This is a genomic window from Actinoplanes sp. NBRC 103695 (genome assembly GCF_030269485.1).
Classification (GTDB): domain Bacteria; phylum Actinomycetota; class Actinomycetes; order Mycobacteriales; family Micromonosporaceae; genus Actinoplanes.
In genome coordinates this window covers 48,274-65,895 of the sequence record NZ_BSTL01000033.1, presented here as the reverse complement: position 1 = coordinate 65,895, position 17,622 = coordinate 48,274, and the positions used below count along the sequence as shown (strand labels likewise).

The following is a 17,622-nucleotide window of genomic DNA, read 5'->3' as shown; positions in this document are numbered from 1 at the left end:
GGGTGGAACAAGGCGTTGCGTCCGTCGACCCGAGGAATTCCCGACCCATCCAGAACCCAAACCGCCCGATCGGAATCTCGTTCCGATCGGGCGGTTATGGCCTGAAATTATTTCTTGTTCGTCCCTTTTGCGTCACCGGAGTCCGAGGTGGACAAGGCAGCGATGAAGGCCTCCTGGGGCACTTCCACGCGCCCCACCATCTTCATCCGCTTCTTGCCTTCCTTCTGCTTCTCGAGCAGCTTCCGTTTCCGGCTGATGTCACCGCCGTAGCACTTCGCCAGCACGTCCTTGCGGATCGCGCGGATCGTCTCGCGGGCGATGATGCGGCTGCCGATCGCCGCCTGGATCGGCACCTCGAACTGCTGCCGCGGGATCAGCTTCTGCAGCTTCGCCGCGATCCCCGTGCCGTACCCGTAGGCCTTGTCCTTGTGCACGATCGCGCTGAACGCGTCCACCGGCTCGCCGTGCAGCAGGATGTCCACCTTCACCAGGTCGGCCACCTGCTCGCCGGACGGCTCGTAGTCCAGTGAGGCGTACCCCTTGGTCTTGCTCTTGAGCTGGTCGAAGAAGTCGAAGATGATCTCGGCCAGCGGCAGGGTGTAGCGCAGCTCGACCCGCTCGGTGGAGATGTACTCCATGCCGAGCAGCTGGCCGCGGCGGCCCTGGCACAGCTCCATGACCGCGCCGACGAACTCGTTGGGCACCAGGACCGTCGCGCGCACCACCGGCTCGTGGATCTCGGCGATCTTGCCCTCGGGGAACTCGCTCGGGTTGGTGACGACCGTCTCCTGCAGGTCCTCGGTGATCACCTGGTAGACCACGTTGGGCGCGGTGGAGATCAGGTCGAGGTTGAACTCGCGTTCCAGCCGCTCGCCGATGATCTCCAGGTGCAGCAGGCCGAGGAAGCCGCACCGGAAGCCGAAGCCCAGCGCCAGCGACGTCTCCGGCTCGTAGGTGAGCGCGGCGTCGTTGAGCTTGAGCTTGTCCAGGGCGTCGCGCAGCGCCGGGTAGTCGGAGCCGTCGATCGGGTAGAGGCCCGAGTAGACCATCGGTTTCGGGTCCTTGTAGCCGCCGAGCGCCTCCTTGGCCGGCCGCAGGTTGCCGGTCACGGTGTCACCGACGCGGGACTGGCGCACGTCCTTCACGCCGGTGATCAGGTAGCCGACCTCGCCGACGCCGAGGGCGCCCGCCTTTTCCATCTCGGGCGAGACGACGCCGATCTCCAGCAGCTCGTGCACCGCGCCGGTGGACATCATCTTGATCTTGTCGCGGGCCTCGATGCGGCCGTCGATGACCCGGACGTAGGTGACCACGCCGCGGTACACGTCGTACACCGAGTCGAAGATCATCGCCCGGGCCGGCGCGGTCGCGTCGCCCACCGGCGGGATGAAATTACGGACGATCTCGTCCAGGAGATGCTCGACGCCGACGCCGGTCTTGCCGGACACCCGCAGCACGTCCTCGGGCTCGCAGCCGATCAGCTTGGCGAGCTCCTCGCCGTACTTCTCGGGCTGGGCGGCGGGCAGGTCGATCTTGTTGAGCACCGGGATGATGCGCAGGTCGTTCTCCATCGCGAGGTACAGGTTCGCGAGGGTCTGCGCCTCGATGCCCTGCGCCGCGTCGACCAGCAGCACGGCACCCTCGCAGGCGGCCAGGCTCCGCGAGACCTCGTAGGTGAAGTCGACGTGCCCCGGGGTGTCGATCATGTTGAGCACGGCCGTATCGCCCTTTTTGTCGCCCTGACGGACGATCCACGGCATGCGTACGGCCTGGGATTTGATCGTGATGCCGCGCTCGCGCTCGATGTCCATCCGGTCGAGGTACTGCGCACGCATCTGACGCGGGTCGACCACCCCGGTGATCTGCAGCATGCGGTCGGCCAGCGTGGACTTGCCATGGTCGATGTGCGCGATGATGCAGAAGTTGCGGATGCGACCCGGGTCGGTCGCTCCGATTACGTTCACGGCGGGGTCGGGCAACGTACGTCCGTTCTCATAGGTCTCAGGGTCCGGCCGCTCCCATCGTCCCACGCCGGGCCGCATGGTTTTACTCCGGCGGCTCCAGGAACAGCGCGGACAGCCTCGGCAGCCGCTTGCCCATCTCCTCCTCGTCGTCGAAGTCCCACAGCTCGGCCGGGTCGGGGCGGGTCCTGGCGACCTCCGACGGAGGCAGCTCGTCACCGGTGGCCTGCCGGTAGGCCGACGCCGCGATGGACAGCACCTCCTCGGCCTCGAAGACCGCCCCGCTCGCCGCCGCGGACCGCACCGCGGGCATCTCGGCCAGCGCATCGGGCTCACGCACCGACCGCGCCACCACCTCCCGCCCGTGCGCGATCAGCCAGCCGCGGAACGAGTCGAAGCCATCCTCCGAGGCGCCGCCGTTGATCAGGTAGGCGGCCGCCCACAGGTCCTCGGTGCCGGACGCGGCCATCACCTTGTCGAGGTGGCGCCCCCACGCCACGATCTCCTGCGGGTCACGCTTGCTCAGCTCGTCGACGGCACGCTCGGCCACCACGGCGGGCGAGCCCGGCCGGTCGGCGGTCGAGCGGTCGATGACCGCCCAGAAGTCGTCGGTTCTCATGCCGAGATGGTGCCATTCGGGTACGACAAAACTTCGGACGGCAGGATGTGGGTCATGCGCCCGGTGTCGTTGCCCGAGATTCCGTACTCGGCGACGGCCGTACGCCCGGCATGGGGTGACCTGCCCGCTGCCGTCCGCTCCGCGGTGTCCCTCCGCCTCGGCGCGCCGGTCACGGCGGCGACCACCGCGACCAGCGGTTTCACGACGGCTTTCGCCGGTCTGCTCACGTCGGGGTCCGGCGAGCGCGTCTTCGTCAAGGCCGCACCCTTCGGCAACACCTCCTTCGCGTACGCCAGGGAGGCGCGCATCACAGCCGGACTTCCCATCGGGGTACGCGCCGCGCGCCCGCTCTGGACCCTGGAGGCGGACGGGTACTACGTGCTGTGCCTCACCGCGATCGACGGCCGCATCCCCGCGCATCCCTGGCGACCCGCCGAGCTCGACGCGACGCTGACGGCCTGGCGCTCGGCCGCCGAAGCGCTGGCCGCCCCGCCGGCGGCGTTGCTGGAAGCAGGTTTGCCGAGCCTGCCCGACCTGGTCCGCGACGAGCTGTCCTGGTTCAGCAACCAGGTCCCACCCCACCTCCCGGCATGGGCACAGTCACACCTGACCGAGCTCGCCGACCTGGAGCGCGGCCTTCCCGCCCTGGTAGCCGGCTCCGGGGTGGTCCACGGCGACCTCCGCATCGACAACGTCCTGATCGACCGGGACGCAGAGGCCTGGCTCTGCGACTGGACCTGGCCGTGCCTGGGCGCACCCTGGTTCGACACGGTGACGCTGCTGGTCAGCGCCTGGGCGACCGGGCTGAACACGGACGCCCTGCTGGATGCCTGGGACGCCCCACCCGCCGGCGTGGACGGCGCCCTGGCGGCGATGGGCGGCTACTGGCTGGCCCGGGCCGCGGGCTCGACCGGCACGGCAGCGGCGACGGCCCGCCAGCACCACCTGTACAGCGGCACTCAGGCCCTGGCGTGGCTCGCCGCCCGCCGGGGCTGGGCCGACTAGGGCCCGTTTTGGTGGGTCCGAGTGGGGCTGGTAATGTGGTCCTTCGCGTTGTGGTGACGCGCCGCTGCTTGCTGGTGTGGCCACGACTGAAGACATCATCCGCTCGGACTCTTCCGAACTAGTCAGGACAAGGCTGTCGCGTGGCGAACATCAAGTCCCAGATCAAGCGCAACCGGCAGAACGAGAAGGCCCGGCTGCGCAACAAGTCGGTCAAGTCGTCGCTGAAGACGGTCATCCGCAAGCTCAACGAGGCGAGCGAATCGGGCGACTCCGCGACGGCGACGACCCTGCTGCGCGACGCTTCGCGCCAGCTCGACAAGGCCGTGAGCAAGGGCGTCATCCACAAGAACCAGGCGGCGAACCGCAAGTCGGCCATCGCCAAGCGCGTCAGCGCTCTCTCGGCCTGATCTTGCACGGCCGCGCCTAGTCCGCGGCTGGCACTTCGGCTTACCGGGCATCGCCGGACCTCTTTTTGAGGTTCCGCCGCGGTGCCCGTTTGTCGTGCCCTCCCCCCGGCGTTCCCGCGCCACCCCGCCATGGCCGCGCCCGCACTGGCCGCGCCCGCCACGGCCGTGCCCGGGCCACCCTCCCTGGCTGCGCCCGCCCTGGCCTTCCCGCCCCGCTCTGGCCGCGCCCGCCCTTAAGGCGCCCGCCTTGGTCGGCTACGGGTCGCAGCGAGTGCGGTCCATGTCCGTACGCAAGAGTGGGTCAGTGCGGGCGGGAACGACCACCTAAGGTGAGGCCGTGGTGAAAGTCGGTCGGCTGCACCGTGAGGTTTCGATCACGGTGAGTGCGTCGACCGCCGAGGCGATGCTGACGATCGTGCGGGCGCGCCGGAGGCGGGTACGGCGAGCCGCAGGTACTTGGGTGTGGGGTGGCTCGCCTACCTGCTAAGGCGGGGACGGACGGGCGACTTCGCCGCCGGGGCCGACGAGTTGAAGCGCGCACTCACCCAACTCGTGCCACCAGCGCCCCGCAAGCGGTCACGCCGTTCCGCGCGCGGCTGAGCAGGAGCAGCCCAGGAGCCGACTCGCCTGCTGGGTCGTCTCACGGTTCGCCGCGCGATGTCGCCTCGGGAGCGGGCCGGCCACCGCGGGAGACAGTGACCGGCCCCAGGGGGAGGAAGGACTACCTTTGCTCGCGTTCCAACAGTGCGCGGGCACCGCGACGGTAGGACTGGACCGCAGCTCACAGCCGCCGGGAAAGCCAAGTTTGAAGTGGTTCTAAGGCGCGCTTCACTCGTAGCGGCGTGCGGCGGACTGCCGAGCCCGCTGCCGAACGGTCTCGGGGTCATCGGCCCAGACGTGTGCGGGCCCGTTCAGCGGACCGCCGTCCGCGGCCGTCGCGACGTGACCGCCACCGGACCACTCGCCGTCATCCGGAACTCCACCGGACCGCGCCCGCTCCACCGGCACCTCACCTGAGCCCCGTCGCTCCCCCGGCAACTCACCGAGACCGCGCCACTCCCCCCGGTCGCCATGAACACCCGGCGTCCGACCCAGACCGTCGCGCTCGTCCGGCAGGCCGCTGAGGCCGTCGCGCTCGGCCACCAGGCCGCTGAGACCGTCGCGCTCGCCCGGCAGGCCGCTCAGACCGTGCCGGTCACCCGTGAGCCGATCCTGGCCCTCGCACTCCCGGTGCCGCTGATTCTGGTCGTCGCGCTCGTGCGCTGCTTGACCGGTGCGTTCGCTCATCAGCCGACCCGAGACGTCAGGCTCACCCTGCGCCTGGCCGAACGCGTCGTCCTCGGCAGCCGCGCCACCCAGCCAGCCACCGTCACCCGGCGCGACCCACTGTCGGCCGCGTCCGCCAGCTTGTTCGACTGATCCCCCGGACCAGCCACGGTCGTCGAGCACCTCGTAGGGACGGCGCAGTTCGTCGTCCGCACCTGGCAACCGCGAGCGTCCGCCCGCCGCGCGACCGAAGCTGGCGGCCGAAATGCCGTATCGGTCAGCTTCGTCGAACAGCGAGCCGGACCAGCCGTCCCTGCCTGGCTCGGCACACGATCCGCCGGAGTAGACCCCGTCCCCGCGCCAGCCAAGATCCGGCGCGGCATCGCGACCACGATCAACGCCAGTGTCAAGGCCGAGGTCAGTCCCACGAGCAAGGTCAGCCCCGCGAGCAAGGCCAGCCCCGCGAGCAAGGCCAGCCCCGCGAGCAAGGCCAGCCCCGCGAGCAAAGTCAGCCCCGCGAGCAAGGTCAGCACCTTGGTCGAGGTCAGCGCGAGCAAAGTCAGCGCGACTGGCGAAATCAGCGCCACTGGCGAAGTCGGCGTGAGCCGAATCGGCGTCGTCGGTGAGGTCGGCGGCCATGCGAGCGCCGACCGCGCTGCTCAGGTCGACCGTGCGTGCGCGGGAGAGCGACAAGTCGTCCATCCCGAACTCGGACCGGCCCGGAGCGGGCGCCGACGCCGCCACCGCGGCGGGGCGCACCAGCGGGCGACGGCCGGCCGTCGCGCCGGAGGTCGTCGCCGTGGCTGTCGCGGGGCGGCTCAGCGCGCCGGCGATCATGTCGTTGAGCTTGACCATGCCGGCCACCGTCAGCGGCAGCACCAGGACGCCCCACCAGCTGACCAGTTCGGCCAGCGCGAGCAGGACGCCGAGGGCAACGGTGCCCTCGAGGAACACGAAGCACAGGAAGCCGCTCGGGGTGAGCTGGCGGAGGCCGAGCAGGCGTGCGTACAGCGGAAGGTCCTGCTCGGGGGCGGCGCGGCGCGACCTGATCATGCGGCTCATCGGCCGGACCCCCGGCGGGCCGCGGCGACCGCGAACACGGCCTGCTCCAGCGCCCAGCCGCGGTCCTCGGCGCCGCCCTTGACGGCCGCGTTGCAGTCGGCCGCGGCCTGCATGGCGTCGACCAGGCCCTCGGGGCTCCAGCCTCGGGCCCGCTCCTGGGCGCGCTGGATCTTCCACGCCGGCATGCCCAGGGTGCTGGCCATCTGGTACGGGTTGCCGCGCCCGGCCGAGGCCACCCGGGCGACCGTCCGCACGCCGTCGGCGATGGCGTCGGCGATCGGGACCGGGTCGACGCCGACGTGCAGCGCCCAGCGCAACGCCTCCAGCGCGCCGGGCACGTCGCCGACCATCGCCGCGTCGGCGACCGTGAAACCGCTCGCCTCGGCGCGGCCTCGGTAGTAGCGCGCGACGACGGCCGGCGTGATCTTGCCGTCGGTGTCGGCGAGGAGCTGCGAGCAGGCGGCCGCGATCTCCCGCAGGTCGGTGCCGACCGCCTGGATCAGCGCGGACGCCGACGCCTCGTCGCACTTGCCGCCGTGGCGCCGGAACTCGTCGCGCACGAACGCCACCCGCTCGCGGTCGCCCTTGAGCTTGGCCGCGGCCACGACGGTCGCGCCGGCCGACCTGAGCCCGTCGGCGAAGGCCTTGCCTTTCGCCCCACCCAGGTGGGTGACGATCAGGGTGACGTCGGGGTCCGGGTTTTTCGCGTACGCCAGAAGCGCGGTCACCAGGTCCTTGCGTGCGTCCTGACCACTGCGGACGACCAGCACCCGCCGCCCGCCGAACAGCGACGGGCTGAGCATCTCGGCGACCTCGCCGGCGGTGAGCTGCCCCGCCTCGTACTCCCGGACGTCGGCACCCGGCTCAGCCTCGCGGGCCGACGCGACGGCCGTCTCCACGGCGCGTGCGGCCAGCAGCTCCTCGTCACCTTGGACGAGCAGCAACGGGGCGGGGGGTGCGTCGGTCACGCTCGACATCGTCGCACGGGGGTGTGACAGTTCGACCGGCCACACCCCTGCCTGGTCACACTCGCCACGTGGTACAAATACGGACATATGCCCGCCAGGCGAGGGCCCGGTAACGGCAAATCCCCTCGATCAGGCTGAATGTCTCCGTGATGCCGCACGAACGGGTTCCATGACATCGAACCCGTTCGTGCGATCCGGAGTGATCCTGACGACTTAACCCGGCCGTGTCGCGGCGTCGATCCGGGCGCCCACGCCGGGCGATCACACCCGCGCCCCGGGTGGTCCCGATAATCAAATCCCCCTCGCCACGACGGACAGATCACGGCCGGTCGCTACCGCGGCCACGTCACCCGATTCATCCGTACGCAGGACACGCGCGCCGCCGCGGCGCAGCCGGTCGAGCAGTGGCCCGTTCGGGTGGCCGTAGTCGTTGTCGCGGCCGACACTCACCAGCGCCACCGCCGGATCGACCGCGTCCACAAAGGCCGGCTCCTGATACGCGCTGCCATGGTGCGCGACTTTCAAAATGTCCGCCTTGACATCCTTCTGAAGCAGCTCGTGTTGCTCCTCGGTCTCGGCGTCGCCGGGAAGCAGCACGGTCTTGCCATTCACCGCGGCCCGGATGACGAGCGAATTGTTGTTGGCGTCGGACGATGTGCCGCTCAAAAGCTCCGCCGGGCCGATGACGGTGAGCCGGATCCCGCCTGTCGCGTATGTCCATCCTGGACCGACATCGGTGATCCTTGCCAGCTCGGCGACGGCTCGCCGACCGGCCGGGGGCTCCGCGAAGTCCGGGGCGATCACGGCGCCGACCTCGCGGTGGCGGAAGACCCCGGCCACGCCGCCGATGTGATCCACGTGGAAGTGGCTGACCACGAACAGAACCACGTGATGGATCCCCAGCCGCCGGAGGCAACCGTCGACCGCCGTCGGTTCCGGGCCGGCGTCGACCACCACGGCACGGCCGTCCCCCGCGGGCAGCACGACGGCGTCCCCCTGTCCGACGTCGCAGGCCACGACCAGCCAGCCGGGCGGCGGCCAGCCGGAGGCGAGGATCCGGACCGGCAGGGCGCCGAGCACGCCGCCCAGGGCGATCACCGCGACCAGCCGCCGTACGACCGCCCGCCGCGCCGCCACCAGCAACGCCACGGTGATCACGCCGAGAAGCACCGCACCCGTGACGCCGCCCGGCCACGGCAGTGCCCCGGCCGGCACCCGCGCGCCGAAGCCGGCCACCCACACCAGCCACGTCGCCGGCCAGTGCCCCAGCCACGCCACGAACTCCGCGCCGCCCGGCCAGACCGGCGACAGCACCGCGGCGGCGATCCCGAGCAGCGTGGCCGGTGCGATGGCCGGCACGGCGAGCAGATTGGCCGGTACGGCGACCAGGCTCACCGAGCTCGACAGTCCCGCCACCACGGGTCCACACGCGACCTGCGCCGCGGCAGGCACGGCCAGGGCCTCGGCGGCGACGACGGGCCAGCCGCGGCGGCGCAGCGCGTCCCGCCATTTCGGGGCGAGCAGCAGCAGGCCGCCGGTGGCCAGCACGGACAGCGCGAACCCGGCGTCCCCGGCCAGCTCCGGGTCGGCGATCACCAGCACGGCCACACCGGCGGCCAGGGCCGGTAGCGCCGCTCGCGGCCGGCCCGCCGCGAGTCCGATCAGGCCGATCGCGCCCATCGCCGCGGCCCGGACGACGCTCGGCGAGGGCCGCGCCAGGATCACGAAGCCGACCAGCGCCACCGCGCACACCAGCGCCGCGACGACCGGCCCGGCCCGCAGCCGGCGCGCCACGAACAGGACGACGCCCAGGACAATAGCGACATTTGCCCCGCTGACCGCGTTGAGGTGGGTCATCCCGGTCGCCTGGAAGTCCGCTTCCAGGCCCGGATCGAGGCGGCTGGTGTCGCCGACCACCAGGCCGGGCAGCAACCCGCCGGCCTCGTCGGGCAGCGGCTCGCACGCCCGCTGCAGCCCGTCGCGCAGGACGCCGGCCGCACGCTGCGCCCAGGACGGTCTGCCGTGCGGCTGCGGCGGCTCGCGGACGGACAGGACCGCGGCGCTCAGGTCGCCGCCACGCGGGGGCAGCAGCCGGCCGGTCGTCGTGAGGCGCTGGCCGGGAAGCAGGCCGCGCCAGGCCCCGTGGCTGCCGAGGACGATGCCGCGGGCGTTCAGGCGGACATCGCGCACGCGTACGACCTCGACGGCGACCAGGTAGGTCGGCGGCTGTCCCGCCGATCTCGCCAGCGATCGAGGGTCGTCGCGCACGATCAGGTCGGCGGTGACGGTCTCGCCCTCCCCCACCGGAACCGCCTCCTTCGCCAGCACCCGGGCGGCCGTGGCGACGGCGCCGCATCCGGCCCCGAGCAGGAGCCCGATCACGATCCAAGCCATCCCGCGCGGCCGGCGGCGAAAGATCACGGCGCCGCTGGCGGCGAGCACGAAGGCCGCCCCGGCCAGCGCGAAACCGAGTCTCGCCGAGGCGTACAGGCAGCCCAGCGCGGACAGCCAGGTGGCCACCGCGAACCCGGCCAGGCGCAGGTCGGGCGTCACACCGTCACCAGGTCCTTGAGCTGCTCGTACCGGGAACTGCCGATGCCACTCACCTTGCGCAGGTCGCTGACGGCCTTGAAACCGCCCTGCGCGTCGCGCGCCTCGAGGATCCGCTGTGCCAGCACCGGCCCGACGCCGGGCAGAGTGTCCAGGTCAGCGAGGGTGGCGGCGTTCAGATTCAGAGGGCCGCCCGGTGCGTTCAATGCGGCGGCCGCGGACGGTGGCGGCGCCCCGACCATGATCAGCTCGCCGTCGACCACCTTGCGGGCGAGGTTGAGCGGACCCGGGTCGACCCCGCGCAGCGCGCCACCGGCGGCGGTCAGCGCATCCGCGACCCGCGCGCCGGCGGGCAGCGTGACCAGGCCAGGCTTGGCAACCTTCCCGGCCACGGCCACCACGACCTGGGCGGACGCCGACCCGCTCGGTGCCGGGACGGCCATCGGGTCCTGCTCGTCCTGCTTCACCGAGGCGGGCACGGGCGGCTCGCCCGGCGCCACGGTCTCGGTGTGCGGGCGCGCCCGCCAGGCCAGGAAGCCGGCGATGATCACGACCAGTGCGGCGACCGCGGCCAGCGCCTTCACGCCGGGCCGCCCCAGCTCGAACACCGCCAGCCGGCCACCGAACGCCCCGGCTGTCCCCAACGCCGGCGGCTCCGGCTCGGGCTCCGGCTCGGGCGTGGCCTGCCACGGCTCGCGGACCGCCAGGTCGACCGGCGCCGCGCGGGCGGGTGGCGGCGCCACGGAAACGTCGTCGGGCAGGTCGACGTCGTCCGGCCAGCTCGGGATGAGCTCGGACCACGCCACCGGGCTCCGGTCCGCGAAGGCCTCGCTGATGGGCGGGTCGGTGGCCAGCACCGACCGAAGCCGGGCCTCCACCACCTCGTCGTTGTCTTCACGCTTGGGCACGCGGCGAAAGCTAGGCAAGTTTCCGAGACGCGGACGCCGGCCCTGTGGACAACCCTCGACTGTGGATAACGTCGATCGGCTCTTGCCGAGGTGCTAAACCTGTGGCCATGACCGAGGACCAGGTGGTGACCGCGCTGCGGGCGGCGGGGTGCGTGTTCGCGGAGGACGAGGCCGCGGCGCTGATCAAGGCCGCGCCCGACGACTCCGCTCTCGCGGAGATGGTCGCGCGGCGTGCGGGAGGCGAGCCGCTCGAGCAGGTGGTGGGTTTCGCCGACTTCGCGGGGGTACGCGTACGGCTACGTCCGGGCGTCTTCGTCCCGCGGGTCCGCAGCGAGCTCCTGGTCCGCGAGGCGGTCCGGCGCACCGCCGAGCATGCCGTGGTCGTCGACCTGTGCTGCGGCTCCGGCGCGCTCGGCCTGGCCGTGGCCCGGCATCGTCCCGAGGTCACGCTCTACGCAGCCGACGTCGATCCGGTGGCCGTCGCCTGCGCCCGGGACAACCTGGCCGGCCGTGGCGAGGTGTTCCAGGGCGACCTCTACGACGCGCTCCCCGAGCCCTTGCCGATCGACGTCCTGCTGGCGAACGTGCCCTACGTCGCGACCCGGCACATCCCGCTGCTGCCGGCCGAGGCCCGCGACCACGAGCCGCACACCGCGCTGGACGGCGGCGGCGACGGGCTCGACGTCTTCCGCGCCGTGGCCGCCGGAGCGTCGCGGTGGCTGACTCCCGGCGGGGTGCTGCTCTCCGAGATCACCGAGGCTCAGATCGAGGCGGCGACGGCGACGGCCAAGGGGTCCGGCCTGCGTCCGGAGGTGGTGAGCGACGACGATCTGGAGGCGACGGTGATCGTGGCGGTGCGGTAGGGTCTGCGGCCTGTCAGAGAGGGGCCGCGCCGTGGGGCTGTTGCACCGGATCGCCCGCGCCCGGCTGGCCAGCCAGGTCATCCGGCGGCTGCGGCGAGCCGGGGTGGCCGACGCGCGGTACCAGTCGGCGGCGTTCACGGTGCGGTTCACCCGGCCGGGGGCCGACGAGGTCACGGTGCTCCCGCTGGAGCCGCTGCTGAAGTCGCAGTCCGACCGCCGGGTCCAGGCGGTGCCACGGACGGGGAGCAGACGGGCACGGTGGGCCGAGACGCCGCCGGGGAGCAGACGGGCACGGTGGGCCCAGGCGGTGCCGCGGCCGAGAGGCAGGCGGGCGCGGCGGGCCAGGGTGGACGCCTTCGTCGCCGGTTTCCTGAGCGAGCCCAGCCTGCCGCGGGAGTGGTCCGAGGTGTGCCCGATGCTGCGGCCGCTGCTCCGGCCGGCGCACCTGCGCGGCGGCGTCCCGGCCAGTGGGCCGGACGCGCCGCTGCGGCGGTCACGGTTGCCGTTCCTGTCCGAGTTCGTGGTGGTCGATCAGCCCGAGACCATGACGTACGTGGGTGCCGACCAACTCGCCGGGTGGGGCGTGACCGCCGACGAGGTGTTCCGGGCGGCGCGCGGCAACCTGTCCGGGGCGGTGCTGCACGGTGTCACGGACGAGCCGGTGATCGTGCAGTTCGCCGGGGACGACAACGCGTACTGGACGTCGCACCTGCTGCTGGACGGCTGGCTGGCGAAGCTGTCCGGGCAGGTGGGCGGGGAGCCGGTGGCGTTCGCGCCGGACCACGCGACGTTGATCGTGGCGGCGGACGGGAGCGCGCACCTGCCCGAGCTGTTCGCGCGGGCCGAGGTGATGTACCTGGCGTCACCGCGGGCGATCACCCCCATGGCGTACGTGAGTGACGGCGACGGGCGCACGGTGCCCTATCGCGCGGCGCCCGGGCATCCGCTGCACGACTGTGTGCGGCGGGCGGAGACGATCCAGCGGGTCCAGGAGTACGCGCGGCAGGCCGAGACGCTGCCCGGCGCGGCTTCGCTGACGCTGGTGGACGGCCTGCGCACGCGGACGGTCGCCGCTGTCGGCGCGCTGCTGCCGTCGGCGGACGAACTCGACTGGGACGGCACGACCCGCCCCTGGTCCGACGCCGTCGACGACCTGGACCCGGTCCCCGACCTCGACCCGCCCCGCTGGACCCGCCCGTCCTAGGCCGGTCCCAAGCCAGATCGGTCCCGGGCCAGATCGGTCCCGGGCCAGATCGGTCCCAAGCCAGATCGGTCCCAAGCCAGATCGATCCCGCGCCAGATCAAATTTCGCCGCGCATCAAATTTCGCCGTGAGGGCGCCGCCACCTCCCCCACCCCGGCACTGGGTGGGCATGAAGGTAGCGCTCGGGTACGACATTTTTCGGGCTTGTCCACAGGCTCAGTGCGCGATGGACGACCACGCCCGCGGCGCGGCCGGCGTGACCAGCGCGCAACGGGCCACCACGCCCACGGCGCAGCCGGCGTGACCAGCGCGCAACGGGCCACCACGCCCACGGCGCGACCGGCGTGACCAGCGCGCAACGGGCCACCACGCCCACGGCGCGGCCGACGTGACCAGCGCGCAACGGGCCACCACGCCCACGGCGCGGCCGACGTGACCAGCGCGCAACGGGCCACCACGCCCACGGCGCGGCCGGCGTGACCAGCGCGCAATGGGCCACCACGCCCACGGCGCGGCCGGCGTGATCAGCGGCGGTGGACGACCACGCCGGCTACACCGGGGCCTACGTGGGCGGCGACCACCGCGCCGATCTCGGTGAGGTAGCAGTCGCGTAGGCGGTCGCCGAGGCGCATCGAGACGGCGTCGGCCAGCGCCGCCCCGCGGTCCGGCATGCCCAGGTGGTGCACGGCGATGTCGACCTCGCCGGTGCCGGAGGCCTCGACGGCCAGGTCGACCAGCTTGGCCAGGGCGCGGCCGGCCGTGCGGACCTTGTCGCGCATGACGATCGCGCCGTCGACGACGTGCAGGATCGGCTTGACCGAGAGGGCCGTGCCCACCAGGGCCTCGGCGGCGCCGATGCGGCCGCCCCGGCGGAGGAACTCCAGCGAATCCACGTAGAAGAGGGTGCTGGTCCGGGCCGTGTGGTCGACCGCGCACCGGCGGACCTCGGTCAGCGAGCCGCCGGCGCGCGCCACCGTCGCCGCGCCGAGGGCCACGAAGCCCAGGCCCATGCCGGTCGTCTTGCTGTCCACCACCTGGACCTGGTCGCCGACCTCGGCCGCGGCCAGGCGGGCCGCGTCGTAGGTGCCGGACAGCTGCGCCGACAGGTGGATCGAGACCACGCCGTCGGCGCCCGCGTCCAGGAGTTTCCGGTACGCCTCCGCGAACTGCGCGGGTGACGGCCGGGACGTGCTCACGTCGGACCGCCTCGCGTGCAGCGCGCGGGCCACCTGGGCGGGGGTTATCTCGCTGCCCTCGAGACCCGAATCGCCGTTGATCACCACGGTCAGGGGCACGACGGTCAGGTCATACGTGCCGCTCAGCTCGGCCGGCAGGTACGCGGTGGAGTCGGTGACGACCGCGACGGTCATGCGGGCACGGTAACCGATGAACCTCAGGCCGGCCGGACAGCGGTCACCAGGAAGGGCGTGCCCTGCTGGCAGGTGGTCATCAGGCCGGGGTCGCTGCGGCCGGTGACGACGACCGTGGCGCCCTCCTTGGCCTCCGACTTCAGCGCCGCGTCGTCGAAGATCAGCAGGTGGCTCTTGCCGCCGCCGGTCAGCACCACACAGCCGGGCTCGACGCCCGCGGACACCGTGCCGGTGATGGTCTGCGCGCCGGTGTCGCCGGGCTCGGCGCCCTTGCTCGGCTGGGGCAGGTCGGAGGAGGTCGGCAGCTCGGGGGACGCCGACCCGGCCGGTGCGGCGCCGGGCTGGGTGGACGAGGTGTCGCCGTCGCGGGCGCAGCCGGAGGTGGCCAGCGCCGCCACGACGGCGACCAGAAGAAGGGATCGAGTGATCTTCATCGGGATGAGACGCTACGGCACGGACGACGGTTCCGCCCGAGAGCGCCGGGCGGAAGCGGGCCGGGGAAGCAGGCCGGGCGGAAGCGGGCCGGGGAAGCGGGCCGGCCGGAGAGGGCCGGGCGCAAGCGGGTGGGGTCAGACGGGCGGCGGGACGGGGCGGTCGGAGAAGACCCCCACGTTGTACGCGGCCAGCTGCCAGCCACGCGAGCCGCCGTCGTGGGTCAGCTCGACCCAGTGGCAGTTCTGCAGGGCGCGCCACGTGCGGAGCTGCTCGCGCGGCCAGCCCAGCAGGTGGCCGACGCCGGAACGGGCCGCCGCGCCGTGCGTCGCCACGACCACGGTACCGCCGGCCGGCGCCAGGGCGGCCGCGTCACGCAGCGCCTCGCTCATGCGTTTGCCCAGGTCGTCGAGGGTCTCGACGTCGCCGCCGACGACGTCCTCGCCGGCTTTCCACCGGGCGTACTCCTCGGGGCGCTGCTCGGCGACCTCGGTCATCAGCAAACCCTCCCAGAGCCCGAAGAAGCGCTCCCGGAGACGTGGGTCGTAGCTGACCGGCAGGTCGGTCACCGCCGCCAGCGCCGCCGCCGTGTCCGAGGCACGGCGGAGGTCGCTGGCGACGATGGCGTCGGGCTTGAAGCGGACGAGGAGCGCCGCGGCGTCGACCGCCTGCTGGCGCCCGAGCTGGTTGAGCGACACGTCGCTCTGGCCCTGGACGCGATTTCCCGCGTTCCAGTCCGTGTTGCCGTGGCGCCAGACGATGAGCCGGGTCACGCCGCGCCGGTGGCCTCGGCGTCGGCCATGTCACGGTCGACGTAGTTCAGCGACGGGCAGTCTTTCCACAGCTTGTCGAGGGCGTAGAACTCGCGCTCCTCGGCGTGCTGGATGTGCACCACCACGTCGATGAAGTCGAGGAGAACCCAGCGACCCTGCCGTTCGCCCTCACGGCGGACCGGTTTCGCCTTTTCCGGAAGGTTGAGAAGTGCCTCCTCGACGGCGTCCACGATCGCGGACACCTGCCGTTCGTTGGAGGCCGAGGCGATCACGAAGGCGTCGGTGATGGCGAGCTGTTCGCCCACATCGATGATGACGATGTCTTGCGCCTTCTTGTCCGCGGCGGCCTGGGCGGCCGCCATGGCGAGTTCCAGAGCGCGTTCGGTGACGGGCAAGAGCATCCCCTCTGATAAAGGTCCAGGGGAACAAGCGTCTCACACGGGTGTGACATTCCCCGAGTCCCGATACAGCCCGCGCTTGGCGATGTATTGAACGACACCGTCCGGCACCAGGTACCACACGGGTTTCCCGGACCTCACCCGGTTGCGGCAGTCACTCGAAGAGATGGCCATCGCGGGCACCTCGACCAGCGTCACCTTCCCCGGCGGCAGGTGTTTGTCGGTCAGCTCGAACCCCGGCCGGGTGACGCCGACGAAGTGCGCCAGGGAGAAGACCTCCAGCGCGTCCTTCCAGGAGAGGATCCGCGCGAGGGCGTCGGCGCCGGTGATGAAGAACAGCTCCGCCTCGGGACCGTAGACGGCCCGCAGGTCACGCAGGGTGTCGACGGTGTAGGTCGGCCCGGACCGGTCGATGTCCGCCCGGCTGACCTGGAACTGCGGGTTCGACGCGGTGGCGATGACCGTCATCAGGTACCGGTCCTCGGCGGGTGTCACGTCCGGTGGTTTCTGCCACGGCTCGCCGGTGGGCACGAAGACCACCTCGTCCAGCCGGAACCGGGCGGCGACCTCGCTCGCCGCGACCAGGTGACCGTGGTGGATCGGGTCGAACGTGCCGCCCATGATCCCGATCCGCTTGCCGCCCACGCACGAAGAATAGATCAACCATCGAGACGCTTGCGTACGGCGCTGAGCAGGTCACCGGCCGTGAAGGGCTTCTCCAGCAGCGCCACGCCCGGGTCGAGCGTCCCCTGCGAGGCGAGCACCGGCTGGGCGTACCCGGACATGAAGAGCACCCGGGTGCCGGGCCGGATGTCGGTCAGCCGCTCGGCCAGCTCGTTGCCGAGCATCCCGGGCATCACCACGTCGCTGACCAGCAGGTCGATGTCGCCCTCGTGCAGCGCGGCCAGTTCCAGCGCCTGCCGGCCGCCGTCCGCGCTGAGCACCCGGTAGCCGGCGCCGGCCAGGATCCGCCCGGCCACGTCGCGCAGGCCCGCCTCGTCGTCCACGACCAGCAGCGTCTCGCCGTGCCCGTTGGTCGTCGGCGGCGCCGAGGTCAGCGGGTCGGCCTGCTCGGAGGAGCCGACGGGCAGCAGCACGGTCACCGTGGTGCCGACGCCCGGCTCGGAGGTCAGCGTCACGATGCCACCGGCCTGACCGGCGACGCCGTAGACGGTGGCCAATCCGAGCCCGGTCCGCTCGGGCCGGGTGCTGTAGAACGGCTCGAACGCGCGCTCGGCCACCTCGGGCGGCATGCCGGTGCCGGAGTCGCCGACCCGGAGCCGTACGTAGTCGCCGGGGTCCAGCTCGGGGTGTCCCTCGCTGATCCTCTGGTACGCGGTGTCGATCACGAGCTCGCCGCCGTCCGGCATGGCGTCCCGGGCGTTCGCCGCCAGCTTGGTGACCATCTGCTCGATCTGGCCGGGGTCGCAGGTCACCGGCGGCACGCCCGGACCCGGGCGTACGGTCAGCGTGATCCGGTCCCCGATCACCTCGTGCAGGGTCGCCTCGAGGCCGGTGATCACCTCGTTGAAGTCGACCACCCGCGGGCGCACCACCTCGCGCCGGGCGAAGGCCAGCAGCTTGGTGGTGAGGTCCTTGCCGCGCTCGCCGGCCCGGACCACCTGCCGCGCGTCGTCGGCGATGGCGGCCAGGTCGGGCTGGGGCGAGGTCGCCTCCTCGACCACGAAGCTCGCGTAGTTGAGGATCACGCCCAGCAGGTTGTTGAAGTCGTGCGCGATGCCACCGGCCAGCCGTCCAAGACTATCCAGGCGCTCGGCCTTCTCATTCGCCACATAATCAGCGTAAAGGTCGGAACCGGGCGGAATGGGAGAAACGC

15 protein-coding genes and 1 pseudogene are annotated in these 17,622 nt (G+C 72.2%); 4 read left to right on the top strand and 12 right to left on the bottom strand.

The features are described 5' to 3' along the window. Window positions 1-107: 107 nt before the first annotated feature. Both lepA and QSK31_RS40450 read right to left on the bottom strand, forming a co-directional pair. Window positions 108-1,964 (bottom strand): translation elongation factor 4, encoded by a 1,857-nt coding sequence (gene lepA / locus QSK31_RS40455; protein ID WP_285690111.1) that lies wholly within the window; start codon window positions 1,962-1,964, stop codon window positions 108-110. An 82-nt stretch (window positions 1,965-2,046) separates the two neighbouring features. Continuing rightward, window positions 2,047-2,580, bottom strand: a complete 534-nt coding sequence (locus tag QSK31_RS40450; protein WP_285690109.1) for a DUF4240 domain-containing protein — start codon at window positions 2,578-2,580, stop codon at window positions 2,047-2,049. A gap of 54 nt (window positions 2,581-2,634) precedes the next feature. On the opposite strand from QSK31_RS40450, the gene QSK31_RS40445 reads away from it, so the two are divergent. Next, the gene (locus QSK31_RS40445) at window positions 2,635-3,585 is read left to right on the top strand and encodes a phosphotransferase (protein ID WP_285690107.1); all 951 of its coding nucleotides are present in this window, start codon (window positions 2,635-2,637) and stop codon (window positions 3,583-3,585) included. A gap of 140 nt (window positions 3,586-3,725) precedes the next feature. After that, window positions 3,726-3,992, top strand: a complete 267-nt coding sequence (gene rpsT / locus QSK31_RS40440) for a 30S ribosomal protein S20 (RefSeq protein WP_285690105.1) — start codon at window positions 3,726-3,728, stop codon at window positions 3,990-3,992. Between the two features lie 2,073 nt (window positions 3,993-6,065). Here the strand turns inward: rpsT and QSK31_RS40435 are convergent. The 4 genes and pseudogenes from QSK31_RS40435 to QSK31_RS40420 form a co-directional block, all read right to left on the bottom strand. Next, window positions 6,066-6,320: pseudogene (locus QSK31_RS40435) on the bottom strand (hypothetical protein); the annotation flags it as partial. Beyond that, window positions 6,317-7,297, bottom strand: coding sequence for a DNA polymerase III subunit delta (gene holA, locus QSK31_RS40430; RefSeq protein ID WP_285690103.1), 981 nt, complete (start codon window positions 7,295-7,297; stop codon window positions 6,317-6,319). The gene holA and the pseudogene QSK31_RS40435, both read right to left, overlap by 4 nt. 282 nt (window positions 7,298-7,579) lie before the next feature. Further along, window positions 7,580-9,841 (bottom strand): ComEC/Rec2 family competence protein, encoded by a 2,262-nt coding sequence (locus QSK31_RS40425; RefSeq protein ID WP_285690101.1) that lies wholly within the window; start codon window positions 9,839-9,841, stop codon window positions 7,580-7,582. Beyond that, entirely contained in the window at window positions 9,838-10,746 is a 909-nt protein-coding gene (locus QSK31_RS40420; RefSeq protein WP_285690099.1) for a ComEA family DNA-binding protein, read from the bottom strand. Before QSK31_RS40420 ends, QSK31_RS40425 begins: the two co-directional genes overlap by 4 nt. 107 nt (window positions 10,747-10,853) lie before the next feature. Between QSK31_RS40420 and QSK31_RS40415 the strand changes: the two genes are divergently transcribed. Then, entirely contained in the window at window positions 10,854-11,609 is a 756-nt protein-coding gene (locus QSK31_RS40415; RefSeq protein ID WP_285690097.1) for a putative protein N(5)-glutamine methyltransferase, read from the top strand. A 31-nt stretch (window positions 11,610-11,640) separates the two neighbouring features. Further along, a complete protein-coding gene (locus QSK31_RS40410) occupies window positions 11,641-12,813 on the top strand; it encodes a DUF1444 domain-containing protein (RefSeq protein WP_285690095.1) in 1,173 nt (390 codons plus the stop codon). Between the two features lie 523 nt (window positions 12,814-13,336). Here the strand turns inward: QSK31_RS40410 and QSK31_RS40405 are convergent. The 6 genes from QSK31_RS40405 to QSK31_RS40380 all read right to left on the bottom strand — a co-directional run bounded on the left by QSK31_RS40405 (window position 13,337) and on the right by QSK31_RS40380 (window position 17,578). Next, window positions 13,337-14,182 carry a DegV family protein gene (locus tag QSK31_RS40405; RefSeq protein ID WP_285690092.1) on the bottom strand — a complete coding sequence of 282 codons (846 nt, stop codon included), beginning with the start codon at window positions 14,180-14,182 and terminating at the stop codon, window positions 13,337-13,339. Between the two features lie 23 nt (window positions 14,183-14,205). Further along, window positions 14,206-14,616: a hypothetical protein gene (locus QSK31_RS40400; RefSeq protein ID WP_285690090.1), complete on the bottom strand. Its 411-nt coding sequence runs from the start codon at window positions 14,614-14,616 to the stop codon at window positions 14,206-14,208. A 135-nt stretch (window positions 14,617-14,751) separates the two neighbouring features. Beyond that, window positions 14,752-15,387 carry a histidine phosphatase family protein gene (locus QSK31_RS40395; protein ID WP_285690088.1) on the bottom strand — a complete coding sequence of 212 codons (636 nt, stop codon included), beginning with the start codon at window positions 15,385-15,387 and terminating at the stop codon, window positions 14,752-14,754. Further along, entirely contained in the window at window positions 15,384-15,782 is a 399-nt protein-coding gene (rsfS, locus tag QSK31_RS40390) for a ribosome silencing factor (protein WP_285690155.1), read from the bottom strand. The genes QSK31_RS40395 and rsfS overlap by 4 nt, the downstream gene beginning before the upstream one ends. A 39-nt stretch (window positions 15,783-15,821) precedes the next feature. Next, window positions 15,822-16,430, bottom strand: a complete 609-nt coding sequence (gene nadD / locus QSK31_RS40385; RefSeq protein WP_285690086.1) for a nicotinate-nucleotide adenylyltransferase — start codon at window positions 16,428-16,430, stop codon at window positions 15,822-15,824. Between the two features lie 14 nt (window positions 16,431-16,444). Next, on the bottom strand, window positions 16,445-17,578 hold the full coding sequence (locus QSK31_RS40380; RefSeq protein ID WP_285690084.1) for an ATP-binding protein: 1,134 nt from the start codon (window positions 17,576-17,578) through the stop codon (window positions 16,445-16,447). Window positions 17,579-17,622 lie beyond the last annotated feature (44 nt).